The 16,861-nt window shown below is 66.2% G+C and carries 16 protein-coding genes; 5 read left to right on the top strand and 11 right to left on the bottom strand.

Annotated elements, in window-relative coordinates; translation table 11 throughout:
• Nucleotides 1-35 precede the first annotated feature (35 nt).
• Nucleotides 36-1,034 (bottom strand): zinc-dependent alcohol dehydrogenase family protein, encoded by a 999-nt coding sequence (locus tag ACOOFO_RS08515; RefSeq protein WP_420426361.1) that lies wholly within the window; start codon nt 1,032-1,034, stop codon nt 36-38.
• A 154-nt stretch (nt 1,035-1,188) separates the two neighbouring features.
• Between ACOOFO_RS08515 and ACOOFO_RS08510 the strand changes: the two genes are divergently transcribed.
• The 4 genes from ACOOFO_RS08510 to ACOOFO_RS08495 all read left to right on the top strand — a co-directional run bounded on the left by ACOOFO_RS08510 (nt 1,189) and on the right by ACOOFO_RS08495 (nt 4,627).
• Entirely contained in the window at nt 1,189-1,980 is a 792-nt protein-coding gene (locus ACOOFO_RS08510) for a Crp/Fnr family transcriptional regulator (RefSeq protein WP_420426360.1), read from the top strand.
• 75 nt (nt 1,981-2,055) lie between these two features.
• Nucleotides 2,056-2,949 (top strand): cation diffusion facilitator family transporter, encoded by an 894-nt coding sequence (locus ACOOFO_RS08505; RefSeq protein WP_420426359.1) that lies wholly within the window; start codon nt 2,056-2,058, stop codon nt 2,947-2,949.
• A gap of 222 nt (nt 2,950-3,171) precedes the next feature.
• Nucleotides 3,172-4,482, top strand: a complete 1,311-nt coding sequence (locus tag ACOOFO_RS08500) for a tyrosine/phenylalanine carboxypeptidase domain-containing protein (protein ID WP_420426358.1) — start codon at nt 3,172-3,174, stop codon at nt 4,480-4,482.
• Complete coding sequence (locus ACOOFO_RS08495; RefSeq protein WP_420429825.1) at nt 4,427-4,627, top strand: hypothetical protein; 201 nt, start codon at nt 4,427-4,429, stop codon at nt 4,625-4,627. Before ACOOFO_RS08500 ends, ACOOFO_RS08495 begins: the two co-directional genes overlap by 56 nt.
• Nucleotides 4,628-4,690: 63 nt before the next feature.
• Here ACOOFO_RS08495 and ACOOFO_RS08490 read toward each other — a convergent pair whose 3' ends face one another.
• The 7 genes from ACOOFO_RS08490 to rlmKL all read right to left on the bottom strand — a co-directional run bounded on the left by ACOOFO_RS08490 (nt 4,691) and on the right by rlmKL (nt 11,532).
• On the bottom strand, nt 4,691-5,323 hold the full coding sequence (locus ACOOFO_RS08490; RefSeq protein WP_420426357.1) for a pyridoxine/pyridoxamine 5'-phosphate oxidase: 633 nt from the start codon (nt 5,321-5,323) through the stop codon (nt 4,691-4,693).
• 100 nt (nt 5,324-5,423) lie between these two features.
• The gene (locus ACOOFO_RS08485; protein WP_420426356.1) at nt 5,424-6,131 is read right to left on the bottom strand and encodes a M48 family metallopeptidase; all 708 of its coding nucleotides are present in this window, start codon (nt 6,129-6,131) and stop codon (nt 5,424-5,426) included.
• Complete coding sequence (locus tag ACOOFO_RS08480; RefSeq protein ID WP_420426355.1) at nt 6,128-7,387, bottom strand: hypothetical protein; 1,260 nt, start codon at nt 7,385-7,387, stop codon at nt 6,128-6,130. The genes ACOOFO_RS08485 and ACOOFO_RS08480 overlap by 4 nt, the downstream gene beginning before the upstream one ends.
• Nucleotides 7,384-7,623, bottom strand: coding sequence for a hypothetical protein (locus ACOOFO_RS08475; protein WP_420426354.1), 240 nt, complete (start codon nt 7,621-7,623; stop codon nt 7,384-7,386). Before ACOOFO_RS08475 ends, ACOOFO_RS08480 begins: the two co-directional genes overlap by 4 nt.
• 75 nt (nt 7,624-7,698) lie before the next feature.
• The gene (locus tag ACOOFO_RS08470; RefSeq protein WP_420426353.1) at nt 7,699-8,532 is read right to left on the bottom strand and encodes a metal-dependent hydrolase; all 834 of its coding nucleotides are present in this window, start codon (nt 8,530-8,532) and stop codon (nt 7,699-7,701) included.
• A gap of 79 nt (nt 8,533-8,611) precedes the next feature.
• Nucleotides 8,612-9,355 (bottom strand): YdcF family protein, encoded by a 744-nt coding sequence (locus ACOOFO_RS08465; protein WP_420426352.1) that lies wholly within the window; start codon nt 9,353-9,355, stop codon nt 8,612-8,614.
• A 2-nt stretch (nt 9,356-9,357) separates the two neighbouring features.
• The gene (rlmKL, locus tag ACOOFO_RS08460; RefSeq protein ID WP_420426351.1) at nt 9,358-11,532 is read right to left on the bottom strand and encodes a bifunctional 23S rRNA (guanine(2069)-N(7))-methyltransferase RlmK/23S rRNA (guanine(2445)-N(2))-methyltransferase RlmL; all 2,175 of its coding nucleotides are present in this window, start codon (nt 11,530-11,532) and stop codon (nt 9,358-9,360) included.
• Nucleotides 11,533-11,674: 142 nt separating this feature from the next.
• Here rlmKL and ACOOFO_RS08455 point away from each other — a divergent pair, with 142 nt between their 5' ends.
• Nucleotides 11,675-12,094, top strand: a complete 420-nt coding sequence (locus tag ACOOFO_RS08455) for a globin family protein (RefSeq protein WP_420426350.1) — start codon at nt 11,675-11,677, stop codon at nt 12,092-12,094.
• Nucleotides 12,095-12,150: 56 nt separating this feature from the next.
• Here ACOOFO_RS08455 and ACOOFO_RS08450 read toward each other — a convergent pair whose 3' ends face one another.
• The 3 genes from ACOOFO_RS08450 to ACOOFO_RS08440 all read right to left on the bottom strand — a co-directional run bounded on the left by ACOOFO_RS08450 (nt 12,151) and on the right by ACOOFO_RS08440 (nt 16,823).
• On the bottom strand, nt 12,151-14,154 hold the full coding sequence (locus ACOOFO_RS08450) for a biotin carboxylase N-terminal domain-containing protein (protein WP_420426349.1): 2,004 nt from the start codon (nt 14,152-14,154) through the stop codon (nt 12,151-12,153).
• A 163-nt stretch (nt 14,155-14,317) separates the two neighbouring features.
• Nucleotides 14,318-15,133 carry an enoyl-CoA hydratase/isomerase family protein gene (locus tag ACOOFO_RS08445; protein WP_420429694.1) on the bottom strand — a complete coding sequence of 272 codons (816 nt, stop codon included), beginning with the start codon at nt 15,131-15,133 and terminating at the stop codon, nt 14,318-14,320.
• A 64-nt stretch (nt 15,134-15,197) separates the two neighbouring features.
• Nucleotides 15,198-16,823 (bottom strand): acyl-CoA carboxylase subunit beta, encoded by a 1,626-nt coding sequence (locus ACOOFO_RS08440; protein ID WP_420426348.1) that lies wholly within the window; start codon nt 16,821-16,823, stop codon nt 15,198-15,200.
• Nucleotides 16,824-16,861 lie beyond the last annotated feature (38 nt).

Here is a 16,861-nt window from a genome sequence, read left to right as displayed (position 1 = left end):
CGGCGGCTGCGCGCATAGGCCGGGATGGCGTCAGCTCAGGCGCTTTCGCGTTCCGGCACCAGGACCGCCGCGCCGGACAGGCGCCCCGCGCGCAGGTCATCCAGCGCCGTGTTGGCAGCATCCAGCGCGTAGGTCACGGTGTGCGTGCGCACGGGCACTTTGGGCGCCAAGGCCAGGAAGGCCTCCGCATCGGCCCGCGTAAGATTGGCCACGGACCGCACGCTGCGCTCACCCCAGAGAATGCGGTAGGGAAAGGCGGGAATCTCACTCATGTGGATGCCTGCGCAGACCACAACGCCGCCGGGCACCACCCGGCGTAGGGCTTCCGGCAGCAGTGAGCCAACCGGTGCAAACAGGATTGCAGCGTCCAATGCTTCGGGCGGCGCCTGGTCGGAACCCCCCGCCCAGTGCACGCCCAGGCTACATGCAAAGCGCTGTGCAGCCGCATCGCCCGGACGGGTAAAGGCGTACACCCGGCGCCCCTGATACAGCGCCACCTGCACCACGATATGCGCCGCCGCGCCGAACCCATAGATGCCAATCACCTGCGCACCGCCCGTCATGGTCAGCGCCCGATAGCCAATCAGACCGGCGCACAGCAAGGGTGCCGCCTCCACATCGCTGTAGCTGTCCGGGAGGGGGAAACAGTAGCGCGCGTCCACGACGACGTGATCGGCATATCCACCATCGATCTGATAGCCGGTGAAGCGCGCGTCGGGACAAAGGTTTTCCTGACCGGCCATGCACCAACGGCAGCATCCGCAACTCCAGCCCAGCCAGGGGATCCCGACGCGGGTACCCGGTGCGTGGCCATCGGCCCCCTCGCCCCGCGAGAGCACGGTACCGACAATCTCATGACCCGGCACCACCGGCCGGCCGAGATCCGGCAGGTCACCATCGACGACGTGAAGATCCGTACGGCAGACACCGCAGGCATGTACTCGCACCAGCAGTTGCCCGTCGCCAGGCTCCGGCAGCGGGCGTTCCGCGAGGCGCAGCGGTGCGCCCACCTGATCGAGCTGCATCACGCGCATGGGCACTCCTGATGGACGAACCCCTTCATTCAGCCCGTTCTTGTGCACACCCGCAACACAACTACGTAGTTTCCACTACGCCCGCGGGGGAAACACCGGATAGTACGCAGCGCAACCGGCGCGCACCATGGCACCGTCTACTGAGGAGAGACCCATGCACCTGCATCGCGCCCACACCACGGAAACCCGCACTAGTACCCACGCCGCCCGTCCGGCCTCGCAGGCCTGTGACTATTGCCCGGTACACGCGCAATGCCTGGTGCGCGGCTGCGACCGCAGCACCCTCGCCCTCTGGCAGTCCATGCTGCAGCCGACGCCTCCGCTGCGTCAGTCGGGCGCCTGCCTGTTCGAGACCGGCGACGCCGCCGATTCGCTTTACATGGTGCGCTCCGGATGCATCAAGACCTACGCCCTGGATCGCGACGGCGCCGAGTGCGTGCGCGGACTGTATCTGCCGGGTGACATTGTCGGTCTCGACACGCTGGATGCGGATGTGCATCGCGTCACGGCCGTCGCCGTCACGCCTTCGCAGGTATGTGCGGTGCCGCGCGACCGCGTCCTGTCGCTGATGGAGGAAAGTCCGTTGTTGATGCGCCGCCTCATGCAGCGTCTCAGCCACGACCTCGCCGAAGCGCAGGCGCTGGCCGGCAACCACACCGCCGAGGAAGGCGTAGCCGCCTTCCTGGTCTCCATGATGCAGCGCCTGCCGACCGGCCCCTCGGGTGCACTGCAACTGCCGATGACCCGCCGTGACATTGCCAACTACCTGCGCCTGGCGACCGAGACCGTGTCGCGCGTCATGACCCGCTTCAATGAACGCGGCCTGATCAGCAGCAGCCGCCAGCGCATCCTGATCACCGACCGCGCGGCCCTGGAGGAGCTGGCTTCCGCCGTAGCCCTACCGACGCCGCTGGTCGAGACCGAGCCCGCACGCCGCGCCGCCTGAGGCAAATTTGCGGCGCATCCGCGCCGCCACGGCATGACGCGCTATCGTGGCGCGGCATGGACACCGCCTGCGCTCATGTCTGACACCGCCTTTGCGGCCAAGCGACGCATCACACTGGCCGGCGCCGCCATCGACGCGGCGCTGGCAGTGATCAAGGCCGTTGGCGGGGTGATCGGCCAATCCCAGGCGTTGATTGCGGATGCCGCCCACTCTGCCTCCGACCTCGCCAGCGATGTGCTGGTCTTGTGGGCCGCTCGCATTGGGGGGCAGCCGCCGGACGCCAATCACCCCTATGGGCACGAGCGATTCGAGACCGCGGCCACGCTCGGTCTGGGCGCCACATTGCTGATGGTGGCGGGGGGCTTCGCCTACGACGCTGCCACGCGCCTACTGCATCCCGAACGCATTGCCGAACCGGGATGGCTGGCGCTGAGCATTGCCTGCCTGTCAGTGATTGCCAAGGAAGGGGCCTATCGCTTCACCATGCGTGTGGCGACCCGCTACGACTCGGACCTGCTGCGCGCCAATGCCTGGCATTCGAGAAACGACGCACTGTCTTCCGTCGTCGTCATTGTCGGGGTGCTCGGATCGCTGGCCGGCTTCGCCTATCTGGACGCGGTAGCGGCACTGGCTGTGTCGCTGCTGATTGGATTGACGGGTTGGCGCCTGGGTTGGCGGGCGGGCGAGGAGCTGGTGGACACGGGTCTGGATGCGGAGACGACCCAAGGGATCCGCGCAGTCGTGCGCTCCGTTCACGGAGTCATCGGGGAGAGCAATCTGCGCACGCGAAGGATGGGGCACCGATTGCTGATCGACGTGACCGTGCAAGTCGATCCAAACATCACGGCCGCAGCCGCCAATGACATTCTTTGCGGAGTCCGCCAGGCCCTCCGGCGCCATCTCGAACGCCGCTGCGACGTGGTGGTGAGCATGCGCGTCGACACTCCGGTTCACACCGAAGCGCCTTGAACGGATTCGCTCGGCACTTCCCCATCACTGCGGGGGAGGCCATCCCGACGGATGAAGCAGGGCATTGGGTCATGCGGCAAGTTTTACCACCGACAGCAAGACGACAGAAACGCACGCAAGGTCTACGCATCCTCGCGATCGCCATGCCTCCACCCCGGCCCTGGCGCCCCCTCTGCAGGCCGAGACGCGCTGAGCCATCGGATGCAGCTACGATCACTCATCATGAACGTGATGAACCAGCCCCCACCGCCTCCCGCTGGGGCGGACACCCTGCCGACTGCGGCAAGAGAACGCTTGGCGGCTCTCAGCCAGCGGATCGCGGGCGCGGCGCGCGGTATCCACGTTCTTGGCGCCCTGTCGTGGCCGATCTCCGTGCGCGAGCAATTCCTGAGACATTGGCGGCGTGGCGCACCCGAGCTGCCGCAGGTGCCGTTCCAGCGACCCGACCACTCTGCCGCCCGAGAGGCACTTTGCAGCATTGCCCAAGAAGCGGCACGCACTCATCACCCAGCCTTCCGCATCGTTCGGGAAACGGCGCTGAGCTACATCGACGCCATTGATCTGCTGGATGCCCAGGGCACCCCCAGCTTCACTGCGCTCTCCCAGAAAATGTACGGCCGACCCGTCGCCAACATCCGCTGGATGGGTCGCTCGTCCGCGGCCGTGGCGCAGTACTTCGTGAAACAGGCGGACCGCTTCCAGGTCGACTTTCGCGGCCCCGACGCAGCCACGCACCTCAACGCCGAAGAGGTCGCGCATCGCATTCGCGCAGGCATGGCGGAGACCTTCGGCGAGCAGAGCATTCCCGTCCTGTTGTCACCCGAGCTGGCCTCGAAGGCCGCGGCAGGAGGCACCCGCGTGCGCCTGCGCGCCGGTGCGGAATTCTCGTACTACGACGCCGAACAGCTGTTGCAGCACGAAGTGATGGTGCATTCCCTGACGGCGATCAACGGCCGCCGACAATCCGTGCTTCCATCGCTGGGTCTAGGCGCCCCCCGCACCACCGCCACCCAGGAAGGCCTGGCGACCTTTGCGGAAACCATCACCGGCACCATGGACCTTGCACGCATGAAGCGCATTTCGCTGCGCATCGTTGCGATCGACCACGCCCTGGAGGGCGCGGATTTCATCGACATCTTTCGATTCTTTCTGAGCCATGGGCAAAGCGAAGAGGAAAGCTGCGCATCAGCCATCCGCGTCTTTCGCGGCGGCGATGTGCGCGGACGCTACCCCTTCACCAAGGATGCGGTCTATGCCGAGGGCTGGCTCAGCGTGATCGCCTTCTTCCTGTGGTCGCTGCGCAACAATCGCCTGGATCTGGCGCGCCATCTGTTCTGCGGGCGTGTGCATCTGTCCGATGTCTTCACCCTGTCGGATCATGCCTGCAACGATCTGCTCGATGAGCCCGCCCTGCTCCCGGATTGGTTTCGACACGTGCACACCCTGGCGGGCAGCCTGGCGATGATGAATGTACTCAATGGGCTGCACATCGAAGACGAACTCTGCATCGACCAGTTCCGCCACAGCCGTTGACGGTGATGAGGAGGCGCTGGATGCCGCCAACATCGAGATTCCTTCCGCCCATCGCAGCCTGTACGCGGGCCAGGCGACTGCGCCCTTCCCGATTCGCATCGTCGAGGATGTGGCTGCGTCAGCCTGGGAAGCAGTTGCCGGTTGAGCCCCACGCATCCCTGATGCGGCCCAATCCGCAGCCGGTAACGGCAGCTTGCAGCGTGCGCGCCTAGGGCTGCTCCTCGCTGACCGACCATTGATCGCCCTGGCCGCGGGTATAGCAGACGCGATTGCGCAGGCGATGCCAGCCCGTAGACCAGAAGCGGATCAGCTCCGGTGCAATGCGGAAGGCGCGCCAGCCCTCAGGGCGCGGCACATCCACCGCGCTGAAGCGTTGGCGATAACTGCGCAGGCTGTCTCGTGGGGCGGCCGCCTCGCCGTCCTCGTGGGCCGCTTCGGAGGCCCAGACGCCGAGCTGGTCGTCTCGCAGCCGCGCCTTCCAGTAATGATCCGATGCCGCATCGTCCAGCAGCACGGCCTCGCCCTCCAGCGTGATCTGCTCCTGCATATGCGGCCAGAAGAGACAGAGCCCGACATGCGGGTTCTCGATGAGCTGCCTGCCCTTGCCGCTGTGCAGACTGGTCATGAAGATGGGGCCGTCGTCCTCGACATGCACGAGGTAGACCATGCGCACCGACGGCTGCCCGGACAGGGTGGCCGTGGCAAGGGCAGCACTCTGGTACTCGGCCTCACCCTGCAGCGCAGCCTGATCCATCATGCTGCGCAGCTTCTGCATCGCTTCATCAAGCACGGTTCCGCATCGCTCCTTCTCGCATTCCAGCCCGCCTCTTCGTCGGGTCATGTCAGCCCATCAGGGACGCAGCCTGCCGCGCCTCAGGCGGGGACACAATGACCCGTATCAATCCGCCATTTCCCAGCGCCGTCGATGACGACGGCCCCCCTCACCACAGGGCGTCATCGTGCCCGGCCTGACGCAACCGCTGATGGTGTACCTGCCAGTCGGGCATGGCCTGAGCGACCAACTGCCAGAACTGCCGATCATGCCGGGCAACCCAGAGGTGCGCCAATTCATGGACCAGCACGTAGTCCAGACATTCCACGGGATGCGCAATCAGTCGCAGGCTGAGATTCAAGCGTCGACGGCTGGTATTGCAGCTACCCCAGCGGCTGCGCATATTGCGGATTGACCAGTGTTCCGCGCGCGTATTCAGGCGCGACTCCCAGCGCGGGAGACGCTGCGCGATTTCCGATTCGAGGGTGCGACGATAAAAGGCATGCACGGCAGCCTTGCGGCGGTCCTGGCTGCTGGCCGCAGCCTGCGGCAGATGAATGCCCTCTGCCGCCTCCGCCTCGCCGGCGGGGCCGTAGCGCAAGGGCGCCATCACTCCCCACAGCGGGACCGCAGAGCCGGGCAGAAAGGTGTGCGGCGGCCGTTGCCGCGCCACACAGCGGGCCTGCTGGTCCGCAATCCAGTCGCGTTTGGCGTAGACAAAGCGCTGCACGTCGCGATCGCTGACGCGAAAGGGCACGGAGGCGTGGAGACTGCCTTCGGGCGCGCGCACGCGCAAGCGCAGCGCCTTCACGGCCTTGCGTTGAACATGCACGGTGAAGCCACCGACTTCCAAGGGGTACTGCGTACGGCGACTCACGACGGACTGGACGCGCCCAGACGCTCCTCCAGACCCGCCGCTGCGACTGCCTTGCGCAGCCGGGCCTGGGCGTTGGCTCCGAGATCCGCCCAGACGGAATCCAGCAACGCCCACTGCCGGGTGGCCTCCAGCGCCTCGGGCAGCCCTTGCAGCGTGCGCTCCGGGGCAACACCCAGCAGGGCCATCATCTGCGTCCGCTGTTGCGGCGCCATGGCCGCGATGATGGCGAGCAGCGACTGCCACTGCCCTTCGACCGATGCCACCTCGGCAACGCGCAGCAACTGCTCGCCATCCAGGGCGTCGACCTGCTGCGCAACGGCCGCGCGGGCGGTGTCGTCCATCTGCTCGACCACGGGCAGCATCAGATGCCAGGTGCCCTCACGGTCGGCCGCCTGCAGCGCCGAATGCAGCATCGCGGGTTCCTGCATGCTGGGATGCATGGCAAAGCGCGCCTGGCTCTCAAGCTGCATACAGCCGACAACGGGCAGCACCACGGACCAGAGATCCTCCGCCACCACGGAGCGGATCATGCTGTCGAGTACATGATCGTCCAGCGACGCAGCCAGATCCCCCAATCGTCCACGCCAGCCATCGCCCACATGTTCCATCAGGGACAGTGCCTCCGGCCAGAGATCGTTGCGCGCGGCCGCCAATTCAATGATGCGCACCAGCCGCGCCTCCGGCATCAGCGCCAGGATGCGCTCAAGACGCGCCTTGTTCTCGACGAAGAAGGCAATGTGCAGCAGCGCGGCGTCGTCCTCCAGATCCTCGAGCACGCCGCGAATCGCTTCTTCGGTCACGATATCGACAAAGCGCGCCATGGTGACGTACTCGCCCTGCGCAGCCAGCACGCGCGCGACATCCCGAATGCGCTGCGTCGGCATGGCGCGGATCAGGTCTTGCGTATGCTCCGGATCGAGACTCAGGCACAGCTCGGCGAGAAAGTTGGTAGGCAGGCGCTGGGCAATGCCCACGCCACGATCCACATCCATCTGCCCCGCCACGCGCGCCGACAACATCGGCCCCAGCACCTTGCCCGCCACCGTGGCGAGCAGCGACACTGGCAGCAGTCGCGAGGCGGCCACCAGCCGCTTGAAAAAGTGGTGGTCGGAGGCAAAGAAGAAATGGGTGACCTGGGCGCGAAGCGCGCGGATATCGGCCGCCGGCACCTCGCCCAGCATGTCCAGTGCTTCGGCCTCCACGTCCAGGAAGCGGGCCAGCTTCAGGACCTCCGCCTCATGCTCCAGCCGGCTCACAGGTCCCCCTTGGGGAACAGCGCCCGCCGAACCGGGCCACGCAACAGTCTGGGTAAGTGGCCCAATGCATCCTTGAGCGCCTGCTGCAGCCGCTGCTGCTGATGGCGTCGCGAATCCGCCAGCAGGGTGGCCAACCGCTGCTGCTCGTCCGCCGGCAAGCGCATCACGCTCTTCGGCGGGACATCATTGACCGCAGCCCGCAGTGCCGGCTCCAGCGACGCCTCATGTTCCCCCATGTACTGTCTCCTTCTCCCTGAAAGACGCTGCGCACTACCCTAGCGCAGTTGCCCGACACACGGTGGGGACCCGCATCAGGCCGCCTTGCGGTTGTACTGCTCGGCCAGGGCCTCGACGCCTTCCAGGAAGTGGCGGTTGTCGTGGTCCCAGGGATGAAAGCCGGGACGGAAGTAGTCCAGATACAGCGGCAGTATGCGCCGCAACGCGCCGGGCTTGAGGAACTGATAGCGCGCGGCCGTCCACCAGCCCTTGAGCTTGAACAGCCCGCCGGTGCGTGCCACGTTGTAGATGTAGAAGGGGTAGCACAGCGACCAGAACATCACCGTGGCAAGAAACATGGTCACGACCCGATTGGCGTAGCCACGCAGCTTCTTGTCCTTGTAGACCTCGCGAAAGACGTCATAGGCCACCGCCTTGTGCTCGGTTTCCTCCAGCGCGTGCCAACGCCAGATCGCCTCGAAATGCGCATCCGCACCATCGAGCATCTCCGGGGTATCGAGCAGCACATGCGCCAGCGTGGCGGTGAAGTGCTCCAGGGCGATGGTGCCACCCAGTTGATAGCTGCGCGGAAAGATGCGCTGCACGCCGCGCAGGATGATGTCGACCAGCTTCTCCATGCGTTCCGCCGGCACGCCGGCTTCAGTGTAGGCGGCGTTGTAGGCCTCGTGTTCACGGCCGTGCATGGCCTCCTGGCCGATGAAGGCGCGGACTGCCTGCAACAGGCGTTCGTCCTGAATCACGCCCTGGTCGCGGTAATGACGTACCGCATCAATGAAGAAGCGCTCCCCCACTGGAAAGAAAATCGACAGGGTGTTGTAGAAATGCGCCATGTGCGGGCCGGCGGGATGCCAGTTCAGCATGGCATCGGTGGGAAGCTCGAAACTCAGATCGCGTCGCATCGGCATCATGGCAGGTCTCCTCATTACGTTGTCATCGAATGCTGTCACTGTTACGCATCCGAAGCAAGTCGTGGAGTAATAAAAGCGGCTATCCGCCAAAAACCCTTTGATGCAGCAGACCCAAATGCTCCTTGAGCACGCGCGTACTGCGATGCAGTGCCTGCGTGTCAGGCAGCCAATCGAGCACGTTGTCATAGCGCAGCAGCTCGAAATCGGCCGGTGCGGCGATCGGCCGCAGTCCCGCGGCGCGGAAGTTGGCGATGGCGCGTGGCATGTGCAGGGCCGAGGTCACCAGCAGAAAGGCGGCATCCGCATCGTCGAGCAAGGCCCGCACCTTGGCCGGATGCTGACGGGTATTGCGCGCTTCCGGCTCCAGCACCACGACCTCCGACGGGACCCCCATGACCTGCAGCCAATGGCGCATGGCGTGCGCCTCGGTCCAGCTCCCGGTGCCATAGGCGCCGGTGACGATGATGCGCGGCGCCTTGCCCGCTTTCCAGAGCTCGGCCGCGCGCAGGATGCGATCCACGGCCGCGGTGGCATCGGTGCCACGACTGCCGTCCGCCGCCGGCCGCACGCCCCCGCCCAAGAGCACGATGGCCTGGCTGCGGCCGTATTGCTCGACCGGCTGGTCCGGATAGCGGGCATTGAGCGAAGCCGCCAACTGGTCCGCTGCCCAGGGCGTGCTGATGACGGCCGTGACCACTACGGCGGTCAACGCCAGAGCGCGCAACAGCCAATGCGCAAACAACACGGCAGCCACGCAGAGCAACAGGGTCAGGCCGAGCGGCTGCAACAAGGCGAATACGATCTTGAGCGGGTCGACGACCATGACTATGCCTCCCGGGTGATGGCCCAGCATTGATGCGCAGGGGGTGGTCGACGGAAATCCTCGTCCAGGGTCTGGCGGGTGCGCTCCTGGACCAGCAATCCCTGTAGCTGATCGGTCTGCATGCGGAATCGGCGTCGGTTGCACGAGAAGTACAGCACACCGCCGGGCGCCAGCAGCTGCGCCGACTTCTGGATGAGCTCGACGTGATCGCGCTGCACGTCGAAATCTTCCTCGGTGCGCTTGGAATTCGAGAAGGTGGGCGGGTCGCAGAAAATGCGCTCGAAGCGCAGGCGCGGATCATCTACCGCATTGCTCAGCCAGCGCAGACAGTCACCGCGCAGCAGTGCGTGGGTCGACGGCAGGCGTCGACTGCGGCCATCGCCGATCTCGGCCTCGAATCCATTTGCCTTGAGATTCATCCGCGCCCATTCCAGATAGGTATTGGACAGATCCACCGACACCGTCTGCCGGGCGCCGCCAACGGCCGCGTGCACGCTGGCCGCGGCTGTGTAGCAGAACAGATTGAGGAAACGCCGGCCGGCACACTCTTCCTGCAGCTGTCGACGGATCGGGCGATGGTCGAGGAAAAGACCGCTGTCGAGGTAGCGGTCGAGGTCCACCCGCAATCGACAGCCGTGCTCGGAGACCCAGAAGGCGGTATCGGCCTCCGATTCGGTCTTGACGTATTGCGCATTGCCCTTCTGCGCGCGCCGCTGCTTGAAGTGCAGATGGGCCGGCTCGACGCCGGTGACTTCCACCAGGGCGGACAGTGCGCCGCGCAGTCTGGCCTCCGCACGCGCCGGTTCCACGGTTTTGGGAGCAGCGAACTCCTGCACATGCAGGTGCTCCGCACCGTCGTCGGCCCGATAGCGATCAATCAGCAGCGGATACTCGGGCAGATCGGCGTCATAGAGGCGGTAGTTATCCACACCGCCGCGCCGCGCCCAACGCTCCAGGTGACGCATGTTCTTGCGCAGACGGTTGGCGAAGTCGGGTGCCGGCGCCGCCGGCGCTTCCTCATCGCTGCCGCGCGCATGCAAAGGGAATTGCAGCAGCTCGCAATCAAGCTGACCATTGAGAAAGGCGTGGCGGCGCTCGGCGCGCAGACCAAGGCGCTGGGCATCGCCATCGGCGCCGACCAACAGCGCCGCATGCCATCCACCGAAGTGCCGCTTCAGGCGGTCCCCGAGCAGGCTGAAGAGCTTGACCAGCTCCTGGCGACTGGCCACGCGTTCGCCGTAGGGAAGATTGCTGATCAGCAGCCCCGGCCCTGGGGGCGGCGTGACCGTGAGCGCATCGGCGGCCACAAAGCGCGTGATGGCCGCTACCCCCGCACGCCGTGCATTGGCGACAGCGATGGCCACCACCTCCGGATCCAGATCGCTGCCCTGCAACGGCGGCCCTTCCCAGCGCTGGACCGCTGCGTCCGCCTCGGCGTGCGCGGCGCGCCAGACCTGCGCATCGTGGCCACGCCAGCGCCCCGGTGGCGCGGTTCGTCGCAACAAGCCGGGGGCGGTGTGGGTGGCCATCAGCGCTGCTTCGATGACCAGCGTGCCACTGCCACAGAAGGGGTCGAACAGGGCCTCCCCCCGCGCGGCGCGCTCCGGCCAACCGGCCCGCCAAAGTAGGGCAGCCGCGAGATTTTCGCGCAGTGGCGCGCGACCGCCGGTGGTGCGATAGCCGCGACGATGCATTGGCCCATGACCCACATCGATGGCCAACAGCGCACGGCGGCCCTGCAGATGCAGCAGCACGCGCACGTCTGGGCGCTCCGTATTCACGCTCGGACGCTGGCCTTCACGTTCACGAAAGACGTCGACGATGGCGTCCTTGACGCGCAGCCCAGCGAAACCGGTGTGGGCAATGAGCCGGCTATGTCCGGCCACTTCCACCATGAAGCCGTGCTCCAGACCGAAGTGCGCATTCCAGTCCACCCCCTGGGCGGCGGCGTAGCAGGCGTCGCCGTCCGGCTCCTCGAAGCGCACCAGCGGCAGCACCATGCGGCTAGCGATGCGGCTGCCCAGCAGGCAGCGGTAGAGCAACGGCAGGTCCGCCTGGAAGCGCGCGCCCTCGCGGCACTCGGCGGCGTCTTCCGCGCCCAGCGAGCGCAGCTCCTCGGCAAGCAGCGGGCCCAGCCCACGGGCGGCAGTGGCAATGAATTCGGCGCGATCACTCATGCGGCGCAATGGTATGCGCTTCCCGCCCATGGAGTACGTGACGCAACCATTCATCCTGCCGCGTCCACCGATGAAGCCGGCGCCCCGCCCCGTCGTGGTGTATCTACGCCAGCCTCGCACAACACCACCACAAGGAGACACCATGAGCCCCGAGCAGATCCAACGCGTCCAGCACAGCTTCGCGCTGGTTGCGCCTATTGCCGATCAGGCGGCAGCGCTGTTCTACGACCGTCTGTTCACGCAGCATCCCGAGGTGCGTCCGCTGTTCAGTGGCGACATCAAGCGCCAGGGTGCGATGCTGATGCAGACCCTGGCATTGGCTGTAAAGCACCTGCACGAACCGCAGGAGATCATGGAGCCGCTGCGTGCCCTCGGCCGTCGTCACGTCGGCTACGGGGTGAAAGAGGCGCACTATCCGCTGGTCGGCGATGCGCTGCTCTGGACCCTGGAGCAGGGCCTGGGTGAGGCCTTCGACGCGGAGACACGCGAGGCCTGGGCCGCCGCCTATGGCCTGCTGGCCGGCGTGATGTGCGAGGCGGCGGCGGACGCGCAAGCCGCCTGAGGAATCCCGCGTGGGCACGATGCGGCGAGCCGATCCGGCTGCCGCGTCGTAGTCGCCTAGGCCGCGTCGCCGTCGCTTGGCGTCAAGGCCACCAGCAACTGTCGCGCGCGCACCTGCTGGCCGGCTTCCACCTCGACACTCTGCACCGTGCCGGGCACCGGCGTGCTCAGGTTGAATTCCATCTTCATGGCTTCCAGCACCACCATCGTCTGCCCGGCCTTGACGGTATCGCCCGGCTCCACATGGACAGCGGCAATCTTGCCGTCGCTGTGCGACAGGATGCGGCCATCCGAACCGGGCGCCGCCCCTTCGGCTGGCGCCAGCGTCCGGTCCTGGTAACCGAAGGTCGCGCCTTCGGCTGACAGCCAGATGCTGTCCTCGCTGCGCGCATAGTCGACCAGCCCCGACACCGCATCGCCATGAAAGCGGAAGCGCCCCGGACTGGCGTGTTCCACACGCACCTCGAGCGCCACCTCGTCGATGATGGCCGAGAACACGCTGCCGTGCGCCACGAAGAGCTTGAAGGCGTAGTCCCTTTCTCCCCAACGCAGGTGGAAGGCGGCAGGCGCCTCGTGTGAGCTATGCCAGCCGCGGTACTCCTCGCTCAGTCCCTGCTCGGAAGCCAGGTGCAGCGCATCGTCCATGTACAGCGCCACGGCCGCCAGCAGGATATGCCGCGGCTGCGGCGCCGTATCGGCCAGGACCTCGGGCGGAAAATGGGTCCCGATGAAGGCTGTGGTGGCGTCGCCGCTGGCAAAGGCCGGGTGCGCGACGATGGCGTGCAGAAAATCGCGGTTGGAACGCACACCGGCGAGGAAGGTGTCTTCCAGAGCGCGCAGCAGCCGGATGCGGGCAGTCTCGCGGTCCGCACCCCAGGCGATCAGCTTGGCCTGCATCGAGTCGTAGTAGGGGCTGATGAAGGCACCGCTTTCCAGGTAGGTGTCGTTGCGGATGCCCGGCCCTTGCGGCGCCCGCCAGGCCAATACCGGGCCGGATTGGGGCACGTAGCCAGCGGAAGGATCCTCGGCACACAAGCGCACCTCGATGGCGTGGCCATGGCGTCGGGCGTCGATGGACGCCTGATCCAGCGGCAAGGCTTCTCCCCGCGAAACCCGAAGCTGCCACTCGACCAGATCAACGTCGTAGACCAGCTCGGTGACCGGATGCTCGACCTGCAGGCGGGTGTTCATCTCCAGAAAGTAGAAGGCACCGTCGGCGCCGAGCAGGAACTCCACCGTGCCGGCACCGACGTAGCCCACGGCCTGCGCAGCCGCTACCGCGGCCTCGCCCATGCGCTGACGCAGCGCCGCATCCACTGCCGGCGACGGCGCTTCCTCCACCACCTTTTGGTTGCGCCGCTGCACCGAGCAGTCGCGTTCGCCGAGGTGCACGACCGCGCCGTGCATGTCGCCGAAGACCTGAATCTCCACGTGGCGGGCGTCGACCACGGCCTTCTCGATCAGCAACTGACCCGAACCGAAGGCATTCTCGGCCTCGGAACGCGCCGAGTCGATGGCCGCTGACAGATCCGCCGGGTCCTCCACCAGACGCATGCCGCGGCCGCCGCCACCTGCGGCCGCCTTGACCATCACCGGCAGGCCGATGCGCTCTGCCTCGGTGGCCAGGGTCTCGGTGCTCTGGTCCTCACCCTGATAGCCCGGGACGCAAGGCACACCGGCCGCCAGCATCCGCTCCTTCGAGGCGGACTTGTTACCCATGGCGTCGATGGCATCCGCCGGCGGTCCGATCCAGATCAGGCCGGCGGTCTGCACGGCGCGCGCAAAATCGGCGTTCTCCGACAGGAAGCCGTAGCCCGGATGGATGGCCTGCGCTCCCACCCGCTGTGCGGCCTCGATGACGGCGTCGCCCCGCAGGTAGGAGTCCTTGGCGGGTGCCGGACCGATATGCACGGCTTCGTCGGCCTCGCGCACATGCAGCGAGGCGGCATCGGCATCGCTGTAGACGGCCACGGTGCGATAGCCCAGACGGCGGGCGCCCCGAATCACGCGAACGGCAATCTCGCCGCGGTTGGCAATCAGAACCTTGTCGAAGCGATTCACACGGGTCTCCATTCGTCTGACGCTTTTAGCTCGTTAGGCGTCCTTGAAACTGCGGCAAATGGGATGCTGACGTCGCCATCATTGGCGGCATGCCGCGCCATAACAGGCCCCTGGGCGGCCATCCATGGCCGCCCGCTCGCGGGTAAGTGATGTCCACTGGACATCAATTACGGCTCGCCCACTTCGCGGTGCGCTTCTGCAGAAAGGCCGAAATGCCTTCGCTGGCCTCGGGCCCGCGCACGGCCTGGGCGAATTTCTCGGCCGCCATGTCGAGCACCTGATCCATGTCCATGTGGCCGACCGAGAGCACGATGTCCTTGGTCATGGCATTGGCCTGCGGCGCGCACTGGCGGATGTCTTCCAGGATGCGGTCGAGCTTGTCATTGAGCTGGAAGTCATCGGCGAAGCTCTCATGGACCAGGCCCAGGGCTTCGGCGCGCCGGCCATCGAAGCGGGCGCCGGTCAGGCACAGGCGCCGCGCCTGGGTCAGGCCGATGCGTTCGACCACGAAAGGCGCAATCTGTGCCGGCGGCAGGCCGCGCGTGGTCTCGGGCAGCCCGAAGCGCGCATCGATGTGTGCCAGGGCGATGTCCGAGACGCAGGCCAGGCCGAATCCCCCCCCCAGCACCGAGCCTTCGATGACCGCGATGACCACCTGCGGGGCATGCGCCACCTTGCGCAGCAAGCTGCCGAAGCCGCGGGAGAACTGCTTGATCGGATCGTCCTGCCCCGCTGCCGGCGCCTGAGTACCGCCGGCCATGACCTCCTTCAGGTCCGCGCCAGCGCAGAAGTGTCCGCCCGCCCCGCGCAGGACGACGACCCGTACTGACTCGCGCATGGCGATGGTGTCGAAGACCGTGCCCAGTTCCTCGACCATGGTGCGGTTCATCGCATTGCGCGCATCGGGGCGGTTCAAGGTCACGTGCAGGACGCCATCCGCGAAGCTGCATTGCAGGGATTCGCATTCGGGCAGGGACACTTCGCTCACATGGACTCCATCAGGCTTGTGAAAAGGGCGCAGACCATAGCCGAATCGGCGCGCATTACAAGCGGGCGACGCCGAAGGTATTGCCGTGTACCGTGCGCTGCCGCGATTCGCGACAGATCGACAGGCACATGCCGAGCACCTTGCGCGTGTCGCGAGGATCGATCAGGCCGTCGTCGAACAGACGGGCACTGGCGGCGAAGGCATCGGATTCAGCCTCGAATTGATCAATGATCTTCTTGCGGTAGGCCGCCAGCATCTGCTCTTCCTGCTCGCCCGGCGGCTTGCCCTGCTTGGCCAGCTTCTCGCGGGTGATGATGTCCATCACGCCGGCGGCCTGCTCGCCGCCCATGACCGAGGTGCGCGAATTGGGCCAGGCGAAGATGAAATCCGGACCGAAGCCACGCCCGCACATGCCGTAGTTGCCAGCGCCGAAGCTGCCGCCCATGACGATGGTGATCTGCGGCACGGTGGCATTGGCCACGGCCTGGATCATCTTCGAGCCGTGCTTGACGATGCCGCCCTGCTCGGATTCCGAACCCACCATATAGCCGGTGGTGTTCATCAGGTAGACGATGGGGATGTTGGAGTGGCAGCACTGCTGGATGAAGTGCCCCGCCTTGGTCGCCCCCTTGGTGGTAATCGGTCCGTTGTTGGCGATGATGCCGACCTGGTGCCCCTGGATGACGGCCCGGCCGCAAATGGTCTGGCTGTCGTACTCGATCTTGAAGTCGAGAAATTCCGAGTCGTCGGCGATGCGCGCGATGACCTCGCGCGGGTCGTAGGGCTTGCGATAGTCGGCCGGCACCACCCCGCAGAGCTCATCGACTGCATAGCGCGGCGCGCGCACCTCGCGCAGTTCCAACTGCGGCCGCTGGGCATTCCATTGCAGGCTGGACACCACCTCGCGCGCCAAGCGGATGCCGTCGGCGTCGTTCTCGGCGATGAATTCGGAGGTGCCCGCCACCTGGCAGTGCATTTCCGCGCCGCCCAGATCCTCGTCTTCGGCGATTTCGCCGGTCGCTGCCTTCAGTAGCGGCGGCCCGGCGAGAAAGACCTTGGCCTGCTTGCGCACCATGATCACGTAGTCCGACAGCCCCGGCATGTAGGCGCCGCCCGCGGTACTCGAACCATGCACCACCGTGACCTGAGGAATGCCGGCGGCCGACAGTCGGCACTGATTGGCAAAGGTCTTGCCCCCAGGAATGAAGACCTCGGCCTGATAGAGCAGATTGGCCCCACCGGATTCGATCAGCGACACCACGGGGAGCTTCTGTTCGAGCGCGATTTCCTGCAGTCGCAGTGTCTTCTGCACGCCCCAGGGCGTCATGGTGCCGCCCTTGATGGCCGAATTGCTGGCTACCACCAGGCAGCGTGTACCCGAGACATAGCCGATACCGGCAATCTGGTTGCCCCCGGCCAGCGAGCCATCCTTGTCGTCGTGCTGCTTGTAGCCGCACAGGGTCGAGAGCTCCAGCCAGGGACTGCCACGGTCGAGCAGCAGGTGCACTCGCTCGCGCGGCAGGATCTGTCCCCGCTTCTCGAAGCGCTCGAGCTTGGAAGCTTCCTCGCTGCGGCCCTTGGCCTCGATGTCGCGCCAGGCTTGAATGCGCGCGAGCATTTCCTCGCGATTCTGGGCGTATTCCGCGCCGTCGATATTGACGCGCGATTCGATCATTGCCATGTCCCCATCTCCATCAATCCGCCGCAGCCAGGCGCGCC

It is taken from the genome of Algiphilus sp. (genome assembly GCF_965216485.1).
GTDB lineage: Bacteria > Pseudomonadota > Gammaproteobacteria > Nevskiales > Nevskiaceae > Algiphilus.
Note: the sequence above shows the minus strand (reverse complement) of the source record. Positions and strands in the feature narration are given on the sequence as shown.

What these genes read in the sequence shown, in the direction of transcription:
- ACOOFO_RS08515 (WP_420426361.1), bottom strand. Translation starts at nt 1,034, where the DNA reads ATGCGCGTGATGCAGCTCGATCAGGTGGGCGCACCGCTGCGCCTCGCG.
- ACOOFO_RS08510 (WP_420426360.1), top strand. Translation starts at nt 1,189, where the DNA reads ATGCACCTGCATCGCGCCCACACCACGGAAACCCGCACTAGTACCCAC.
- ACOOFO_RS08505 (WP_420426359.1), top strand. Translation starts at nt 2,056, where the DNA reads ATGTCTGACACCGCCTTTGCGGCCAAGCGACGCATCACACTGGCCGGC.
- ACOOFO_RS08500 (WP_420426358.1), top strand. Translation starts at nt 3,172, where the DNA reads ATGAACGTGATGAACCAGCCCCCACCGCCTCCCGCTGGGGCGGACACC.
- ACOOFO_RS08495 (WP_420429825.1), top strand. Translation starts at nt 4,427, where the DNA reads ATGGGCTGCACATCGAAGACGAACTCTGCATCGACCAGTTCCGCCACA.
- ACOOFO_RS08490 (WP_420426357.1), bottom strand. Translation starts at nt 5,323, where the DNA reads ATGACCCGACGAAGAGGCGGGCTGGAATGCGAGAAGGAGCGATGCGGA.
- ACOOFO_RS08475 (WP_420426354.1), bottom strand. Translation starts at nt 7,623, where the DNA reads ATGGGGGAACATGAGGCGTCGCTGGAGCCGGCACTGCGGGCTGCGGTC.
- ACOOFO_RS08470 (WP_420426353.1), bottom strand. Translation starts at nt 8,532, where the DNA reads ATGATGCCGATGCGACGCGATCTGAGTTTCGAGCTTCCCACCGATGCC.
- ACOOFO_RS08465 (WP_420426352.1), bottom strand. Translation starts at nt 9,355, where the DNA reads ATGGTCGTCGACCCGCTCAAGATCGTATTCGCCTTGTTGCAGCCGCTC.
- rlmKL (WP_420426351.1), bottom strand. Translation starts at nt 11,532, where the DNA reads ATGAGTGATCGCGCCGAATTCATTGCCACTGCCGCCCGTGGGCTGGGC.
- ACOOFO_RS08455 (WP_420426350.1), top strand. Translation starts at nt 11,675, where the DNA reads ATGAGCCCCGAGCAGATCCAACGCGTCCAGCACAGCTTCGCGCTGGTT.
- ACOOFO_RS08440 (WP_420426348.1), bottom strand. Translation starts at nt 16,823, where the DNA reads ATGGCAATGATCGAATCGCGCGTCAATATCGACGGCGCGGAATACGCC.